This window comes from Pelagicoccus albus (assembly GCF_014230145.1).
Classification (GTDB): Bacteria; Verrucomicrobiota; Verrucomicrobiia; order Opitutales; family Opitutaceae; genus Pelagicoccus; species Pelagicoccus albus.
Genome location: NZ_JACHVC010000007.1, coordinates 302,568 through 317,350, shown reverse-complemented (window position 1 = coordinate 317,350; position 14,783 = coordinate 302,568). Strand labels below are relative to the sequence as shown.

General features: G+C 52.0%; 15 protein-coding genes. All 15 read right to left on the bottom strand.

The window, feature by feature from the left end:
- Positions 1–7: 7 nt before the first annotated feature.
- Positions 8–280: a hypothetical protein gene (locus H5P27_RS08195; RefSeq protein ID WP_185659907.1), complete on the bottom strand. Its 273-nt coding sequence runs from the start codon at positions 278–280 to the stop codon at positions 8–10.
- Positions 277–1,605 carry a hypothetical protein gene (locus H5P27_RS08190; protein ID WP_185659906.1) on the bottom strand — a complete coding sequence of 443 codons (1,329 nt, stop codon included), beginning with the start codon at positions 1,603–1,605 and terminating at the stop codon, positions 277–279. Before H5P27_RS08190 ends, H5P27_RS08195 begins: the two co-directional genes overlap by 4 nt.
- Positions 1,606–1,621: 16 nt before the next feature.
- Entirely contained in the window at positions 1,622–3,850 is a 2,229-nt protein-coding gene (gene flhA, locus H5P27_RS08185) for a flagellar biosynthesis protein FlhA (RefSeq protein ID WP_185659905.1), read from the bottom strand.
- Positions 3,850–4,959, bottom strand: coding sequence for an EscU/YscU/HrcU family type III secretion system export apparatus switch protein (locus H5P27_RS08180; protein WP_185659904.1), 1,110 nt, complete (start codon positions 4,957–4,959; stop codon positions 3,850–3,852). The genes flhA and H5P27_RS08180 overlap by 1 nt, the downstream gene beginning before the upstream one ends.
- A 5-nt stretch (positions 4,960–4,964) precedes the next feature.
- Complete coding sequence (locus H5P27_RS08175; RefSeq protein WP_185659903.1) at positions 4,965–5,732, bottom strand: flagellar biosynthetic protein FliR; 768 nt, start codon at positions 5,730–5,732, stop codon at positions 4,965–4,967.
- Between the two features lie 33 nt (positions 5,733–5,765).
- Positions 5,766–6,035, bottom strand: coding sequence for a flagellar biosynthesis protein FliQ (fliQ, locus tag H5P27_RS08170; protein ID WP_185659902.1), 270 nt, complete (start codon positions 6,033–6,035; stop codon positions 5,766–5,768).
- Positions 6,032–6,790 (bottom strand): flagellar type III secretion system pore protein FliP, encoded by a 759-nt coding sequence (gene fliP, locus H5P27_RS08165; RefSeq protein WP_221774648.1) that lies wholly within the window; start codon positions 6,788–6,790, stop codon positions 6,032–6,034. The genes fliQ and fliP overlap by 4 nt, the downstream gene beginning before the upstream one ends.
- Positions 6,787–7,275, bottom strand: a complete 489-nt coding sequence (locus tag H5P27_RS08160; RefSeq protein WP_185659901.1) for a flagellar biosynthetic protein FliO — start codon at positions 7,273–7,275, stop codon at positions 6,787–6,789. Before H5P27_RS08160 ends, fliP begins: the two co-directional genes overlap by 4 nt.
- A 347-nt stretch (positions 7,276–7,622) precedes the next feature.
- Positions 7,623–8,036, bottom strand: a complete 414-nt coding sequence (locus H5P27_RS08155; protein ID WP_185659900.1) for a hypothetical protein — start codon at positions 8,034–8,036, stop codon at positions 7,623–7,625.
- 51 nt (positions 8,037–8,087) lie between these two features.
- Positions 8,088–8,342 (bottom strand): flagellar motor switch protein FliN, encoded by a 255-nt coding sequence (gene fliN, locus H5P27_RS08150; protein ID WP_246462560.1) that lies wholly within the window; start codon positions 8,340–8,342, stop codon positions 8,088–8,090.
- Positions 8,339–9,361, bottom strand: coding sequence for a flagellar motor switch protein FliM (locus H5P27_RS08145; protein WP_185659899.1), 1,023 nt, complete (start codon positions 9,359–9,361; stop codon positions 8,339–8,341). The genes fliN and H5P27_RS08145 overlap by 4 nt, the downstream gene beginning before the upstream one ends.
- Positions 9,362–9,385: 24 nt before the next feature.
- A complete protein-coding gene (locus H5P27_RS08140; protein ID WP_185659898.1) occupies positions 9,386–9,913 on the bottom strand; it encodes a flagellar basal body-associated FliL family protein in 528 nt (175 codons plus the stop codon).
- 59 nt (positions 9,914–9,972) lie between these two features.
- Positions 9,973–11,538: a flagellar hook-basal body complex protein gene (locus tag H5P27_RS08135; RefSeq protein WP_185659897.1), complete on the bottom strand. Its 1,566-nt coding sequence runs from the start codon at positions 11,536–11,538 to the stop codon at positions 9,973–9,975.
- Positions 11,539–11,596: 58 nt separating this feature from the next.
- Positions 11,597–12,127 carry a flagellar hook capping FlgD N-terminal domain-containing protein gene (locus tag H5P27_RS08130; RefSeq protein ID WP_185659896.1) on the bottom strand — a complete coding sequence of 177 codons (531 nt, stop codon included), beginning with the start codon at positions 12,125–12,127 and terminating at the stop codon, positions 11,597–11,599.
- A 241-nt stretch (positions 12,128–12,368) separates the two neighbouring features.
- Positions 12,369–14,783 (bottom strand): hypothetical protein, encoded by a 2,415-nt coding sequence (locus tag H5P27_RS08125; RefSeq protein WP_185659895.1) that lies wholly within the window; start codon positions 14,781–14,783, stop codon positions 12,369–12,371.

Sequence of the window (14,783 nt, the reverse complement as noted above, 5' to 3'; positions counted from 1 at the left end):
TGGGTAATTATACGGGTTTTGATCCGCGCTCTTTAGCGTCACGCTGTTTTCTTTCTTCAGCTTCCGCCATCGCGGCAACGGCGGCTTGACGCTTCTCCATGAGCATTTGCCTAACATTCCTTATCCAAATTTGTCCCACCCACAGGAAAAGCAGTCCGCACAGGAGGCTTCCTATGCTAGCTTGTCCCAGGGCGCTGAGTGGTGTCTTTCCGACGAAGAGCCCGATGAGAAACACCGACGCGAAGCCGAGCATCCCTCCCATTAACATCATGAACATCATGACTTAAAGCTCTCCACCTCCACTCGGTTCGCAGCGCTCCCCCGGTTTCTCTTTGCCGCAGCGGCCAAGTCTCGGCCGTTGGGAAAAGATCGCTCCAAAAGGTGGCTGTACGTTTCCATAGTGTATTCACCAGCTGGATTCGGACCTTCGCTAAAGAATAGCGGCGTAATCCTCCGGTTTAACAAAAACTTCCAGAGTTTGCCTGCTTTTCGGGTCTCTTCTAGGTGGGTAAACACTACCTTGTTTGCTCCGACCGACTCTCCGGCCGCCATCATATCGGCAATTAATTCCGCTTCGTAGGCGGCATTTACTACCAAAATTCTCTCATCGATTCCGAGCATATCCAGATTGTCGCGACAGCCCTCGATAGAGCTTGGATCACTCAGAGAATAGCCCGGCAAATCGACCAGCAAAGGGCGCTCCTCGCTGACTTCTTCGATCTCGCTTGCGGAACGCGAAAGGCTTACGCCCATGATATCGCAAAAAACTTCTAGCCCGTCGCTTGGGTTGGGCAGTTCCGAATCAATTTTAAGAACATTCGGAGACAGTCCTTTCAGGAAAACCTCAGACGACAGCATCTTGCACAAAGCTGAAGTCTTGCCCACACCGCTGCATCCGATGAATGCTCGCTTACTCCTTAGGGCAACCTTTTGTTCTTGAGGGAAGCGACTACGCAACCAGTCACAAATCTTTGAATACAGCTCCATAGTGGGCAGGGATCCGATATCCTTGAAATCTACTTCCGAGCGCACCCGCTCTATCAAAGCCCGATCGAAGCCAACTGATTCCAGCATCGAAATAGCCCTTTGTACGGCATCTAGAGTACCCCTAGAAACGGGATTCGCTGCCGAGCCAAGACGAGCTTCTCCTTCCACCTTAGGCTCTACCTTGGGAGTTGATTCCTTCTGAACTGGAACTTCCTCTGCAAATTGTGAAAAATAGTCGTCCGACTCCTCTTCAGATTGGGACTTCGAATACAAGTCGCCGATGGGGCTTTTACTCAAGGAAGGCTTCAGAGACTCAGCTTTAGCTGCAGGCTTCAAATCCACCGGAGCCGATTCCTGTTTTTTCGCTTCAAGCGGCTCCGCCTTGGCCTCCTGAGCCTCAGGCTTGCTGGACTCTGCCTTCCCATCACCGAGTATCTCAACGATCACTTCCAAGCGAGGCTTGCTTACAAGCCTTTTCAAGCCTCCAGCTTCGACTTGCTTGACCGACAGGACGCGAGCCATCTCGCCATACTTCTCACGTATGACATTAACTGCCTCGCTAGCGGTGTTAACGAGGAGTTTGATCTGTGTGCCTTTTGCGGTATTTGGGTCGCTCATTTTGGGAAGCTAAAAGTTAGTTGGCTTGAAAACCGGCTGCCATTGGGGAGCCTGAAGGGTTAGCGGTAGCCCCATTCGACTGGGCCTGGGCTTGCATGTTTTGCTGCGCGAAATCTGGGAACAGAATGATCGCGTGGTTAACGATTTCCGTGCTCGAAGGCAGCTCCTGGTAGCTCAAGATATTTAGCTTGGGCAACGACGGTTCGAAGAAACGTTTGAAGGGCAAGCGTATTTCCGCAGCGGTTACAAGAATAGGTAAAAGCCCATTTTCGATCTGGTCATTAGCCTTTATGGCGAGCTCTCTGAGTAGGTATTGCGCCAGCTGTGGATCTAGGGAAAGTGTATAATCCGTATTAGTACGTTGCACCTTAGAGGCTAGCACCTGCTCTAATCTCGGATCCATCGTGATCGCCTTCAGAACACCTTTGTCTGCTTCGTATTCAGAAATAAAGAACTCTCCTGTACGGCGGCGTACGTACTCCGACAAATCGTCGGGATTTTTCGAAATAGACGCAAAGTCCCCTATGCCCTCGAGTATCAAAGTCAGGTTGCGAATGGCTACACCTTCCTTGAGCAAATTCTGCAAAACTCGATGTATTGTTCCCACCGTTACAAGATCAGGCAGAAGTTCCTGAACAAGTGCTGGGTGAGACTCAGAGGCGTGATCCACGAGCTTTTGCACATCTTGTCGGCTGAGTAGATGATGAGCGTTGTTCTTAAGACACTCGGAGAGATGGGTTATGAGAACCGAAGCACAGTCGACAACCGAATAGCCATTGATCTCTGCACTCTTCTTCTCGTCTTCGTCGACCCATACCGCATCGATACCAAAGACAGGCTCTTTCGTAGGAATTCCAGTCAGCTCGAATTCGCTTCCTGCCACGTTCATAGCCATCCAGCGTGATGGCATGACTTGGCCGCGAGCGATCTCCTTATCATGGAGAAGGAAGCGGTACTCCTGGCCATCGAGCTCCATATTGTCGCGAACTGCTATCGGCGGTACCACGATACCAAGTTCGCGGGCTAGCGTCTTACGTACTCCCGTTACTCGCTCTAAGAGGTCGCCCCCTTGGGCCTTATCGGCAAGTGTCAATAAATTGTATCCAATTTCTAATGCAAACACGTCTACTCCAATCAGCTTTTCAAACTCAGCCGGCAAATGCTTGGACCCTTCTTCCGCCGGGGCGGCTCCGGAACCAGGTCGTTGCTGCGACTGGGCTTTTTGTTCCATCTCCTTAATTTTCGTCTCTTGCTCCTTCTTGCCTTGAATACGGTTCAAAGCGACAGCGCCTGCCCCCACTCCCGTAGCCATCACAAAGAACGGAATAAAAGGCATGCCAGGAATAATCCCGAAGAGACCGAGCATTCCTGCCAGTACACCCAAGGCTTTCGGATAGGCAGCGACTTGCCCGCCGATCTGAGAACCAAGGTCCTCGTCCTCGCCTGAATTGCGAGTAACGAGAAGACCGGCCGCTAGCGATATTACGAGAGCTGGAATCTGAGATACCAAGCCGTCTCCAATCGATAGCAAAGTGAAAGTCTGCAGAGCTTCCTGGAAGCTCATTTCCTGTTGCCACATACCAATGGCTATGCCTCCCAGAACGTTGATGGCAGTGATCAAAATACCTGCGGTAGCATCTCCACGTACGAACTTGCTGGCACCATCCATCGAGCCGTAAAAGTCCGCCTCTTTCTGTACTTTTTCGCGACGCTTGGTGGCTTTGACCTCATCGATGATTCCGGCATTAAGCTCAGCATCGATCGCCATCTGCTTACCTGGCATCGCATCCAAGGTGAAGCGGGCGGCAACCTCAGCGATACGTCCAGCACCCTTGGTGATTACGATAAAGTTAATCGCAACCAAGATCAGGAAGATTACCGTTCCTACGAGGTAGTTGTTTCTAACTACAAAGGAACCAAAAGACTCGATCACACTACCTGCGTATCCATCCAACAGGATCAATCGCGTAGAGGCCACGTTTAGTCCCAAGCGGAACAGAGTCACTCCAAGCAATACCGTAGGAAAACCAGAGAACTCGGAAGGCTCCTTGACGTATACGATGATCAACAAGATTAGGAGCGAAGCACCGACGCTAGCGGCCAACAGTACGTCCAGCAAAAGCGGAGGCAGCGGCAAAACCAGCAACAACACAGTGCCGAACAAACAGGCAACCAAAGCGGTGTCCCCTCGCTTAAGGAAAGCGAGTAGCTTAGCTGGAGAAAATGACTGTTGGGATTCGCTCATTATTTGGAGTTCTTAGCGGCAGCTCTACGAGACTTGAGTTTATGGAAGTAGTAGCGATGCGTCTTGTAGACGAAGGCTAGGATCTCAGCGACCGACTGGAACATCTCCATCGGGATCGGTGAACCGACTTGGGAAACCTTGAAAAGCATGCGAGCCACCATCTTATTCTCAACTACCGGCACGCCATGCTCAGCAGCGACAGCCTTGATACGCTGGGCAAATGCATTCTCCCCCTTGGCCAGAACCATAGGAGCCGCATCAATGCCTCTCTCATACTTGAGAGCCACTGCGTAGTGTGTTGGGTTTGTCACTACAACGTCTGCAGTCGCTACGTCATCGAGCATCTGCTTTTGCATCAAACGCATTGCCATTTGCATACGAGCTTTGCGTACTTCTGGACTCATGTTCTGGTCCTTGGCCTCCTGCTTGACCTCTTCCTTGGTCATTTTGAGGCCATCCATTGTTTTCTTATACTGCCAAAGGTAACTGATGGCAGCGATAATACCGACAGCGATGGTCAAACGGATGAAGACGTATACCAAGGTGTCCGTGATGAAGGATCCCACGTGGCGTATATCCACCTCTGCATAGAAGATAGGATCGGTAACGATCTTTTTGACCGCGAACCACAGGATCACCGCCATAGCACCCAACTTGAGCAGGTCGATGCCGAAACGAACCAGAACGTCCTTAGACACAAGCTGCTTGGCCCCATTGATGGGATTCAGCTTATTGAACTTTAGACCAAGAGCCTTTTTAGAAAGCCGGAATTTAGTTTGTAGCCCGCCAGCGATAATTGCCGAAACCATAGCAGCCAGGAGGAAGGGAGCGGAGAGTCTGCCGAGAATGATGGCTATCTCATTCAGGAAATAGCTGATGTTGTCTTCGGTTAGGCTTACATTACCCAAGTTCCCAAGCAAACTAGAGGAGATGCTGAAAACGTTGTTCGCCAAAGTGCGGCCCGTGAACATCACCACCAACAAAGCAGCCAAAAGGGCAAAAGTCACACCGACCTCCTGAGCCTGTGCAACGTTACCTTCTTGCCGGGCTTGGTCTAGCCGCTTCCCGGTTGGCTTTTCGGTCTTTGAATCTTTATCCGTATCCGCCATGGCTTCTATACCTCAGGTCTGAACAAGATGAACCGCAGTACCATTTCCGGAGTCTCAGCGATGTAGTTAACAGCGTAATGGGCAATCAATCCCACTGTGAGAGCAAGCACTGTAGTGCCTAAGAAAATACGTGCGGAGAAACTTAGAATGAACACATTCAGTTTCGGAACCACTTTCCCCAAAACTGCGAATACAAGATTCACCAGGAAATTGACCGCAATGATAGGAGCACCCATCAGGATACCAATCTTGAAGATATCAACGGTCTTTAGGATAATATAATCCGCCGCGTAAGAGTTGATCCCGAAATAGCCGAGAGGGGCGATCTCGAAACTCTTCATAAAGGCAAGCAGAACATCGTACTCGCTTCCGGAAAGCAGCAGCATCAAACCGAGGAAATAAATAATGGTCCCTAAAGGGTTACCTTGGCCCGATGCGGTAGAGGGATCGAATTCTGGTCCTGGCTGCAATCCGATCTCTACCGTTATTACATGAGCAGCGAAATCGAGCACGAAAAAGATCATTCGTATGGCAATTCCCATCAACGCTCCTACCGCCAGTTCTTTAGCCATCCACAAGGCAAGAGCCCATGCAGACTGGGGAAATGCAATACCGCTTTCGACCATGGGTAATGCCATTATGGCAAATCCGGAGGCGAGAGTTATCTTGGCAATCACCGGTATCGACTTGTGCGAGAAGACGGGTGCCGCCAAAAAGAGCCCGAGCACGCGCACGAGAATCAGCAGGAACAGCGTTATGCCTTCAAGAGTCATTATATACCGGATACAGTTTCTTTAGAGATACGACTAGAATGCCACCTCAGGAATCTTTTGGTAGATTTCGATGGTGAACCCCATTAGAGTTTTAAGCAGCCAGGATGAGCCGATTATAAGCACCCCTCCCACCGCAAAGAGTTTCGGGGCAAACGAAAGAGTCTGTTCCTGAATACTGGTAACCGACTGAATCAAACTGATTATCAAACCAACCACGATGGTGGTGAGCAAAATCGGAGTTACGAGGGCCAGAGCGTTGGTTACCGCTTGGCGAAAAAGTTCTACTGCGGTTTCTAAGTTCATATGTTGAAGCTTTGTACCAAGGATTTAATTACAAGAGTCCAGCCATCCACTAACACGAAGAGGAGTAGCTTGAAGGGTAGCGAAATAACGACAGGAGGCATCATCATCATGCCCATCGCCATCAATGTGGTACCGACTAGGAAGTCGACCATGATGAAAGGAAGGAAAATCAGGAAGCCCATCTTGAACGCGGTCCGTATCTCGCTCATCACAAATGCAGGGACCACGACTCGCATTGGCAATTCGGATGCTGCCGTTGGGCCGTAATAAGCCAGATCAAGGAAGAACTCGATATCCGTAACTTTTGTCTGGTTGAGCATGAACTCGCGTAGCGGTCCCGCTCCACGGTCAAACGCCTCAAGCGTAGTGATCTCTTTGGCCATCAATGGCTGCAGCGCGTTGTCGTTCACGTTATTGAAGACAGGCTGCATGATGAAAAAAGTGATGATCAGCGAAAGCCCGACAATGATCTGATTCGAAGGAGCCTGATGCACGCCGATCGCTGTCCGCACAAAGCCCAATACGATGATGATGCGAGTGAAGCTCGTCATCAAAACAACGATGGACGGGCCCAAGGTGAGGAGAGTCATCAAGAGCAGGACCTGGATGGCAGCTCCCACGTCTTCTACGCCTCCGTCACCGCCCATGTTCAAGCTCAGCTGAACGCCAGTTCCTCCCGCATCCTGAGCGGTAGCTGTCACCGACAGAGCGAAAAGGGTGAGCAAAAGCAAAGCGCTTACTTTCAAAAACTTCACGACTGTCCTCCTTGAGCCAATTCAGAAGCCGGAATTTCGACTTGGGGAAATTCAGAGCTGCCGGTTTGCAGAGTAGTCAGGTAATCGATTTTGCCTGGGCCGACGCCAATGAGGATCTTTTGATTCTCGTACTCGACGACCGAGATGAACTGCCGGTTTCCAAGCATGCGGGTTTCAGATACTTTCAGCTTACCCTCACCTTTCGCGAAAGACTTTCTCATGAAGCCACTCTTGAAAAGGTACCAGACCACTACGGCAACAGCTCCGATTATGACCGCATAACCGATCAAAGTGATCAAAGCTCCCGAGGAAGCAGAATCGCCCGTGAATATACCATCCATAGCGCTGGTGGCTTCGGCGGACTCCGTTTCGGCAGTTGGTCGGTTCGGGTCGATCACATCATCTGCACCGATAGCGAAGGCTAATTGGCTGAATGCGAGCGCCGCTGCAGTAAGGAGAGCGGCAAAAGTGTTGCGAGGAATCATAGGAGTTTGGTGCGGTGTGCCCCTCACTTAGCAACGGTGGTGCCAAAGACTCCTCAACAAATGTAAACCACTGTATTCCAACACTATAAAAAATCAAAAAACATTTAAGTTATCTAGTCTCAAGCCGTATCGGCAGAATTTTCCTAGCGCTGTTACCAGCCCTTCCCTCTATGCGGGGCGGCAGAATTGTCCCCCTACTTTCAACAGAGCCAAATGGTTACCGAGCCGGACTGGTAACACTCAGAACGAAGACACAAAGAAGCCGCGCTCTCATCACAAAGCGCGGCTTCTTAAACGTATCAGTTACAATCAAACTTAGAGATAAAGTATCTCTGGGAAAACCAAAATCACCACTCGGTCATGGCTATGAAAAATCGGCGCACATCGAGCGCGAGACGATTATCGCCCCCCAGCGCTTCGCGTAGCTTGGATTCCATTTCCTCACGAACAGATTCCAAATGGCCGGAATCTTCCATCTGAGCCAAAGTCTGCCTCCCAATCACCTCGTTGACCGCCAAATCGATAGCGGCCTTGGTGTCCTCATCGCAAACTACAGGGGCCCGATCTTCCCTACTGAGTATGGCGCCAAAAACCACCGATAAGGTTGGCTTGCTTTCGATGGGCACCGCGTAGCGGATCAAAATGCCCTGCGGAGAACTCTCCACGCTCTGGCAAGGCACCGCCTTAGCGCGAGCAAAGACTTGGCTGCCCACACAGGCCAAAAGGAGGACGGAAAGAAAAGATAAACGGAAAGCTCTCATCGAGGTCACTAGGGTTGAGCTTAAGCAGATGCCTTGGAATCGCAATACGGCCTAGCCGTTTGCCATCTCGGTGATCTTGATGCCGAAATTGTCTTCTACCACCACGACTTCACCGTAAGCGATGAGCTTGTCGTTGATATAGAGGCCAACTGGATCCTTGGCTTCTTGGTTAAGCTGGATCACCGAACCTGGCACGAGCTCCATGACCTCCCGCATAGGCATGCGGCAAGATCCGAGCTGGACGGTAAGCTTTACCTTCACGTCCATCAATAGGCCTAGGTCTTTCGTTTCTTCTAACATGTTCATAGTTCCGAACTATCCTCTTCTACTTTCTTAATTAGCTTAACGCCGACCCGATTGTTCTCGAGACCGACTTCCCCTGTAAATTTCACCGAGTTCGCGAGACGTACCCGCGTATTCTTTAAAACTGATTTCGGAAATCTCAGCACGTCGCCTGGACGCAGATTGAGCACTTCCTTGGTGGTGAGGCGATCTCCGTCCCACTCAGCCTGTACAGGTATGTCTATATTATTAAAACTAGACTGCCAACTGCTTTCCGACTGAGCGAGCTCTAGGCCGAGGTCTTTCTCCTTCGCCTCATGCATTCGCTTGATGATGGGCTCGAGCGTATAATAAGGTAGACCTATCTGTATGGATTCAGAACAATCACCAACTCCTGCCTCCATGGAAAGAACAAGCATAATCGCGTCTGCCGGGGAGGTTTCCAGGAAGCGTCCATTGCTTTCATGGCCGATAATAGTGGTGTCGAGTTCCTGCTCGGATTTCCACTGACGGCACCATTCCTCGAGAGCTATTCCTACCACGTCGTCTACCAAATTGGTTTCGATCTCGGTCAAGTAGCGTTCGCCCTGCACGGAGTGCCCCTTGCCGCCCAGCATCCGGTCCACCATGGTGAGAGCGAGACGCGGGTTGATATCGATAACGCCTACTCCGAAGAGTTGCTCGATTTTGAAGAGCACCACATGGGCGGGATTCGGAATCGTTTCGGTAAACTTGCTGTAGGTCAGCGTCGAGAGACGCGACATCTTGAGTGAGTACTCGAGGCGAAGAAAAATCGAAAGGCGAGCAGCCAAGTACCGAATAAACTCCTCGTGGCGGATGCGCACGCGCCGCAATTCGACTTCTGTCAAAAAGATCGGATTGCGGAAGTCGTAAGGCTCGATACGGGTACCCTTGGGAGTCTTAACCTTGTTACCTTCAGGATCATAGATGATCTCCTCTGGTTCCTCCATCGCCTCTTGGATAAGAGCGTCGATGTCGGTTTGGTTTAGCAGTTCGCCTTCTTCCTGTTCTTCGTCAGCCATAAGAGTCTGTGTCGGTAAGCGTTCCTATTGGACCACGAATTGGGAGAAGGAGATATCTTCCACGATCGGCTTGCCGATCTTGTGGTTGAACCCTTCGCGCAGTTGATTTCGCACGATGTTTTTCATTTCGCGACGCTCGAGGTCAGCGAGGGTCAAATTACCCAAAACGCTATCTGCGTGGTCCCGAAGGCGGTCCTTCTTCTCATCGATCATGGTTTCGAAGTCCGGATGTGTCCCGTAGACCGTGAAAACCGCTTGGATAAAACGGGTCTGGCTGGTGCCCTTCACGTTGGTTACGACGGGCTCGAAAGACACTTTGTATTCAGTGTGCGAATCGTCCACCGTGATCTCGAGGTCTTCAGCCGTAATCGGCGCCTCGGCACCAGGCTCTGGGAGCTCTGCCTTGATCATGGGAATGATCATAAACTTAAACATCGCGAACGAGATCACCGGCATGAGCACGATGACGAGGAGGGCGGGAATCATCCCGCTACCTCCTCCACCCTTCGCGGACTGTTTAGGGGCTTCTGAAGCTTCTTGTTCTTCTGCCATTTTATTCAGTCTTTGGGGTTGTTACTACTTATTTTAGGCTAGGTTACCCTAGTGGTCGGTTATCGCTTCAGGTTTACGACTTCCTGAAGAATGTCATCGGATACGGTGATAATGCGGGAGCCGGCCTGGAAGCCACGCTGGGTCGTGATCATGTTCGCGAACTCGTTGGTGAGATCCACGTTCGAGAGCTCGAGTGCCCCCTGCTTGATCACGCCAAGACCGTTCGAACCGGCCTCTTGCATGTTGTCCACATTTCCGTCTTGGGCCTGCTTAAGACCCGCAGCTCCAAAACCACTATAGAGGTTTTGCCCTTCACGGATCAGAGCGGTCTTATCGTTGAAATCGACGAGTTGGATCTGACCTCGGGTGAAGCTGTCACCGTTGTTTAGAAAGTAAACGATCGAGCCTTGGTCATCGACAGAGAAACGGCTCAATTCGGGAGTATTCTCGGCTCTTACTGCGGATATGAGTGTCTTGGCCTCGGTCAAATTCTCGGGGAAAGTCGCCATGATCGCGTCAATCGTGTCCTGGGGATTAATGGTGTCGTCCCAGGTTAGGCTGCCGCCCATAAGTAAATCTTGCACGGCCGAACCAGTGAAGGCGGGAGAGGAATCCGTAGCAGTTGGCACCCCGAAAGTGGTCGCGTCACTAGCCGCAGCCTCTGGAAACATGATGGCGAAGAAGTCCGTGCTCACCGCTTGCTCGATCATGGAGTCGGTTATTATTCCAGTGGTGTTGCCTTCGTTACTAACGTTGCGAAGCGTTTTCAAGTTGGCCACGGCCTCCTCCATGAAGGCGTGCCAACCCGTGACCCCCTCGATTGCCGTCGCGTTGCCGTCAGTATCGAGCGTGTAAACAAAATTACCAACGCGGTGCGGATCTCCATCCACTCCATCTCCTCCGTAGCTGACGGAGTCCATGTCTATCAGGCCATCTACGACTGTCGCCGCGCCCCAAGTGGATTCTCCCGCTGCATTGGTACCGATCAAATCATTGGTATACATGACGGAATTGCGTGTCAGAGTGCCGGCCAAGTGCTTGGAGTTAACGACCTCTGCCTCGCCCTTGTCATAGTCGAGACGAATATCGCCGTAGGTGCTGGGAGCCACAGTACCGGACTGAGTGTCCTCATTTGGCACGAAGCTCCAGCTGCCGTCCTCGCCCACGTCCACTTCGAAGCCGATGGAACCACCGGTGAGGCCCTGCACTCGCATACCGCCACTGGTCACGAGGTATCCTTGGTCATCGATGCGAAAGTCGCCGCCACGAGTCGCAAACTGGGTGGTAGAATCTTTAGGATCTTCTACGAGAAAGAAGCCTTCTCCAGATATTGCCAAGTCGGTTAGCTGGCTGGTCGAGGAGAGTCCGCCTTGGGTGAACTGTCCAACGATACCCTCTACCTGTACACCCAAGCCCACCTGTGATGCCTGTACATTTGACTGGTCTCCACTGGTTGGGGATGGGGCCGACTGCTTGAGTACTTGGTTAAAGGTCTCCGAATACTTGATTCGCGAAGACTTGAACGAGACGGTGTTAACATTCGCGATGTTGTTACCGATGACCTCCATTCCTTTTGAGAAACTGTTGAGGGCGCTGATTCCGCTGCTGAGTGCTCCGAATGCCATGATTAATTAATGTGTTTGGAAATGGTTACTGTTTGGAAAGTGGTTGGTTAAAATGCGATCAGCCCTCGTCTTGAGTCAGCTGGGCAGAACTGGTCACGGTGACTCCTCCTTCGACCTTGTAGACACCATCAACGGTCAAGCCGTTGCTATTGGATCCATCTAGGAATAAGAGTGTCTCATCGTTCTGACGCTCCACAGAGGTGACCTCTCCCGTTTCTCCGCTGGAGAAGGACACTGTCTTGCCAAGAAGGCCCTGGGCGGAGGCAAACGCTTGGGTCTCGTTGAAGCTGGCGAAGCTCTCCGCCATCTCCGATGTCATCTCAAGCTGGCTGAACGCAGCCATCTGGGCGATAAATGCAGTGTCCTCCATCGGTTCGAGAGGATCCTGCGATGCAAGTTGTGTCGTGAGCAGCTGGAAAAACTCATCCTGCCCTAGCGACTCCGTCTCCAGCCTCTCCTCCGTTGAGCTGGTCGAACTCGTCGAGGTCACATTCGCAAGGCTTTGAGCGGTACTGATTGCTTCAGTTGTCATTGGTTGATCTGGGTCGATATCGTGTTCTAGTCGGTCGCGTACGTCTTTGACTGCCATCTCTAAGCAACCGCGATGCCAACCTAATTCCACAAATTCTATCTTTCTGTATACCAATAACTTAAAAGTTTATTTTTCTTCCGCTCTCTACGTTTTGTTTCGACCGGCAAGAACTGCCGCGCCACTAGGAAACTCTGTCCCATCCTCCTGCTACAAGCTGGCGTACAAAGAGAAACGGAGACCCCGTTTGGGATCTCCGCTCCAGTCTCGAACAATGTACGCGTGTTCGAAAATAGTGACGTTATGCGTAGGTTTTGAGCTCCTTGTCGGAAACAGCGGCTTGACTCGCAACTTCGCTGGCCGGAGCGTTTTGCTCGGTTTCGCTACTTTGGCCGGCACTGCCTGTAAAGCTGCCACCACTGTTGAAGCTTCCTCGATTTTGGCGGCTTCCGCTTTCACCCGCCGATGACTGACGCTCTTGGCGGCTCGCAAACTGGTCTAGACTTTCGAAGCTAGAATCCTTCCCGGATTCGGAATTTTGGAACTGCGGCGTGTTCAGCTTGACGCCCTTTTGATTCCAATCGTTGGACAGCTCGCTCCAATTAGCCTTAATCGCAGCCTCTAGACCGACGACGTCAGTCTGCATTTGGGTGCTGACCTGTCCGCCTTCCATCTTGACTCGCAAGTTTACGCTACCGCCTCCCTCGAAGTTGATCTTGAGATTCATGGCGCCAGACTTGTCCGTAACAAGACGGTCAATGCTCTTCGTCAAAGTCGCGACAACTTCCTTAACTTCAGCCGCCGTTTTGCTGACGTACGAAGTCTGCTGCGACTTGGATGCTGCCTCGCTACGGCGGCTTGCTGTCGCCGCGTCTACCTTGGCATCAAAAGATTGGCCGTTTTCCCCAGCGGACTTGTCAGCTGTCTTGGCTCCCAGGCTTTGCTTGAGAGCAGTATTGAAATCCTGCTTGGCCGCGGGATCTCCTTCACCCTGACTTTGCGAACCACTCTGGCCAGCGTTTTGAGTATTCATTCCCGAAGCCATTGACTGACTTGCTGACACTCCGCTTACGCCGCTCTGAGTTGTTCCACTCGAGCTTGCCGCATTGGCTTTGCCCTGCGTGGAGACCGTGCTTCGAGTCGCCGCTACTGCGGACGCATCTCGCGAAGCCTGGCTGGTAGCTGCTGCGACATTCCCCGCTTGAGCTAACTTTGTTTCCGCTTGCGCAGTTTCGGCTATCTGGCTGGTTGTCCGAGCTTGCCCAGAAGCTTCCGTTGCTGCGTTTCTCGAGGACGTTACCCGTTGAGCGGCCACGGCGGCGCTTTCACGCTTAGCTGCATCCTGCGTGGCGAAATCTTTTGATTCCGTAGTGGCCCCGCTTTCAGCCTGCTTCGAACTTGTCGTCTCGCCTAGGCTAGGCCGGGCCGCAGTCGAGGCATTTTCGGATGCAGTCGCGACTGAGTTGCTCGTTGCCGACTGGCTAGTCGTCGCCGTCGGCTGTGAACGTTTAGCGGAATCCGTCGCTACTTTTCCAATTGCGTCAGAGATAGTCTCTTTGGCTTTTGACACATCGAAACCAAGTCCATCGTTTGCAGCGACTTTCTCAGTTGCCGGTTGCCCTGTAGCGGACTTGGACTGAACAGGTGTTTCAGAAACTGGATTAGCAGGCGTATCAACATTTGCAGTTACTTCCTTTTGCGCGACAGGAGCCTGAGCCACGGCCGCTTGATTCTTTTCTGGGGTGATCTTATTGCCTTGGCCCTGCTCTACGGTCGAAGCCACAAGAGGCTTTTGCAGTGACTGGTCCGAAACAGCGGTAACGCTTTCTACAGCCGGCTTGCTTGTCGGAGTCTGATTGGAAGTTAGCTTTTCAGCCGGCGTAGAACTAGAGGTCTTCGTTTGCGTATCCAATTTCGGAGATTGCTCGGTCGCAATTACAGGTGCCGCAGTCGCCACGGGCTCTGTTACTGAATTCGGAGTCGATGTTGCTGCGGTGGCCGAAGGCGCTTGTTCGGTGACGACCTGCGTCGGCTGCGCAGAAACAGTAGTCGCCACACTTGCGGCTGGTGGAGCCTCAACCGAATTCACATCGCTAGCTGGCGCCTGAACTTGAGCAAGCGGGCTGGCCACAACCGGGGCAGCCATAGTCGGTCTTGTAGCATTTGCAGCCAAGGTCGGACCGCTCGATTTCTTTTCAGATCCGCCCTCCTCGCTTTCGTCGGACTCAAGTTCTGCGTTCGGATCAGTAACTGATTCGTCACTGCGGGCAATGACGCTCGCCGAATCCGTATCCTTCGTTTCCAACTGTTTGAAGTCGCTCAATGAGCTGCTCTGCGACAAATCCTCGCTCGGCGTGTTGCGAGAACTCGAAACTGCGCCAAACGCATCGCTACCGACTGAGCCGAAACTGAAAGAACCGAATCCCCTGCTTGCAAAACCTGGGACCAATTCACCCGATCCGGAGAAACTCGTCATTAAGGCACTCACAGAAGACGAATCGCTGGGGCTGGCGTCTTCTTCCTGCTCTGACTCGCTCGCGGGCGAATCGTAAAGCTTCTGGGCATCGACGATAGCGTCTTCCCAATTGCTGGCGGCGGGGCTGTCCTTGCCTCCTGTAGAGCTTCCTTGCATCGAAGCCCACAAATTTAACTTTGCGGACGACGTCTCAACTTCGCGTACCTTCTGAGTGGATACGCTGCTAGGCTCTATTGGCAT

What these genes read in the sequence shown, in the direction of transcription:
- H5P27_RS08145 (WP_185659899.1), bottom strand. Translation starts at nt 9,361, where the DNA reads ATGGCTGACGAAGAACAGGAAGAAGGCGAACTGCTAAACCAAACCGAC.
- H5P27_RS08130 (WP_185659896.1), bottom strand. Translation starts at nt 12,127, where the DNA reads ATGGCAGTCAAAGACGTACGCGACCGACTAGAACACGATATCGACCCA.
- fliQ (WP_185659902.1), bottom strand. Translation starts at nt 6,035, where the DNA reads ATGAACTTAGAAACCGCAGTAGAACTTTTTCGCCAAGCGGTAACCAAC.
- H5P27_RS08175 (WP_185659903.1), bottom strand. Translation starts at nt 5,732, where the DNA reads ATGACTCTTGAAGGCATAACGCTGTTCCTGCTGATTCTCGTGCGCGTG.
- H5P27_RS08195 (WP_185659907.1), bottom strand. Translation starts at nt 280, where the DNA reads ATGATGTTCATGATGTTAATGGGAGGGATGCTCGGCTTCGCGTCGGTG.
- H5P27_RS08135 (WP_185659897.1), bottom strand. Translation starts at nt 11,538, where the DNA reads ATGGCATTCGGAGCACTCAGCAGCGGAATCAGCGCCCTCAACAGTTTC.
- H5P27_RS08160 (WP_185659901.1), bottom strand. Translation starts at nt 7,275, where the DNA reads ATGATTCCTCGCAACACTTTTGCCGCTCTCCTTACTGCAGCGGCGCTC.
- H5P27_RS08155 (WP_185659900.1), bottom strand. Translation starts at nt 8,036, where the DNA reads ATGAGAGCTTTCCGTTTATCTTTTCTTTCCGTCCTCCTTTTGGCCTGT.
- H5P27_RS08125 (WP_185659895.1), bottom strand. Translation starts at nt 14,783, where the DNA reads ATGCCAATAGAGCCTAGCAGCGTATCCACTCAGAAGGTACGCGAAGTT.
- fliN (WP_246462560.1), bottom strand. Translation starts at nt 8,342, where the DNA reads ATGAACATGTTAGAAGAAACGAAAGACCTAGGCCTATTGATGGACGTG.
- H5P27_RS08140 (WP_185659898.1), bottom strand. Translation starts at nt 9,913, where the DNA reads ATGGCAGAAGAACAAGAAGCTTCAGAAGCCCCTAAACAGTCCGCGAAG.
- flhA (WP_185659905.1), bottom strand. Translation starts at nt 3,850, where the DNA reads ATGAGCGAATCCCAACAGTCATTTTCTCCAGCTAAGCTACTCGCTTTC.
- H5P27_RS08190 (WP_185659906.1), bottom strand. Translation starts at nt 1,605, where the DNA reads ATGAGCGACCCAAATACCGCAAAAGGCACACAGATCAAACTCCTCGTT.
- H5P27_RS08180 (WP_185659904.1), bottom strand. Translation starts at nt 4,959, where the DNA reads ATGGCGGATACGGATAAAGATTCAAAGACCGAAAAGCCAACCGGGAAG.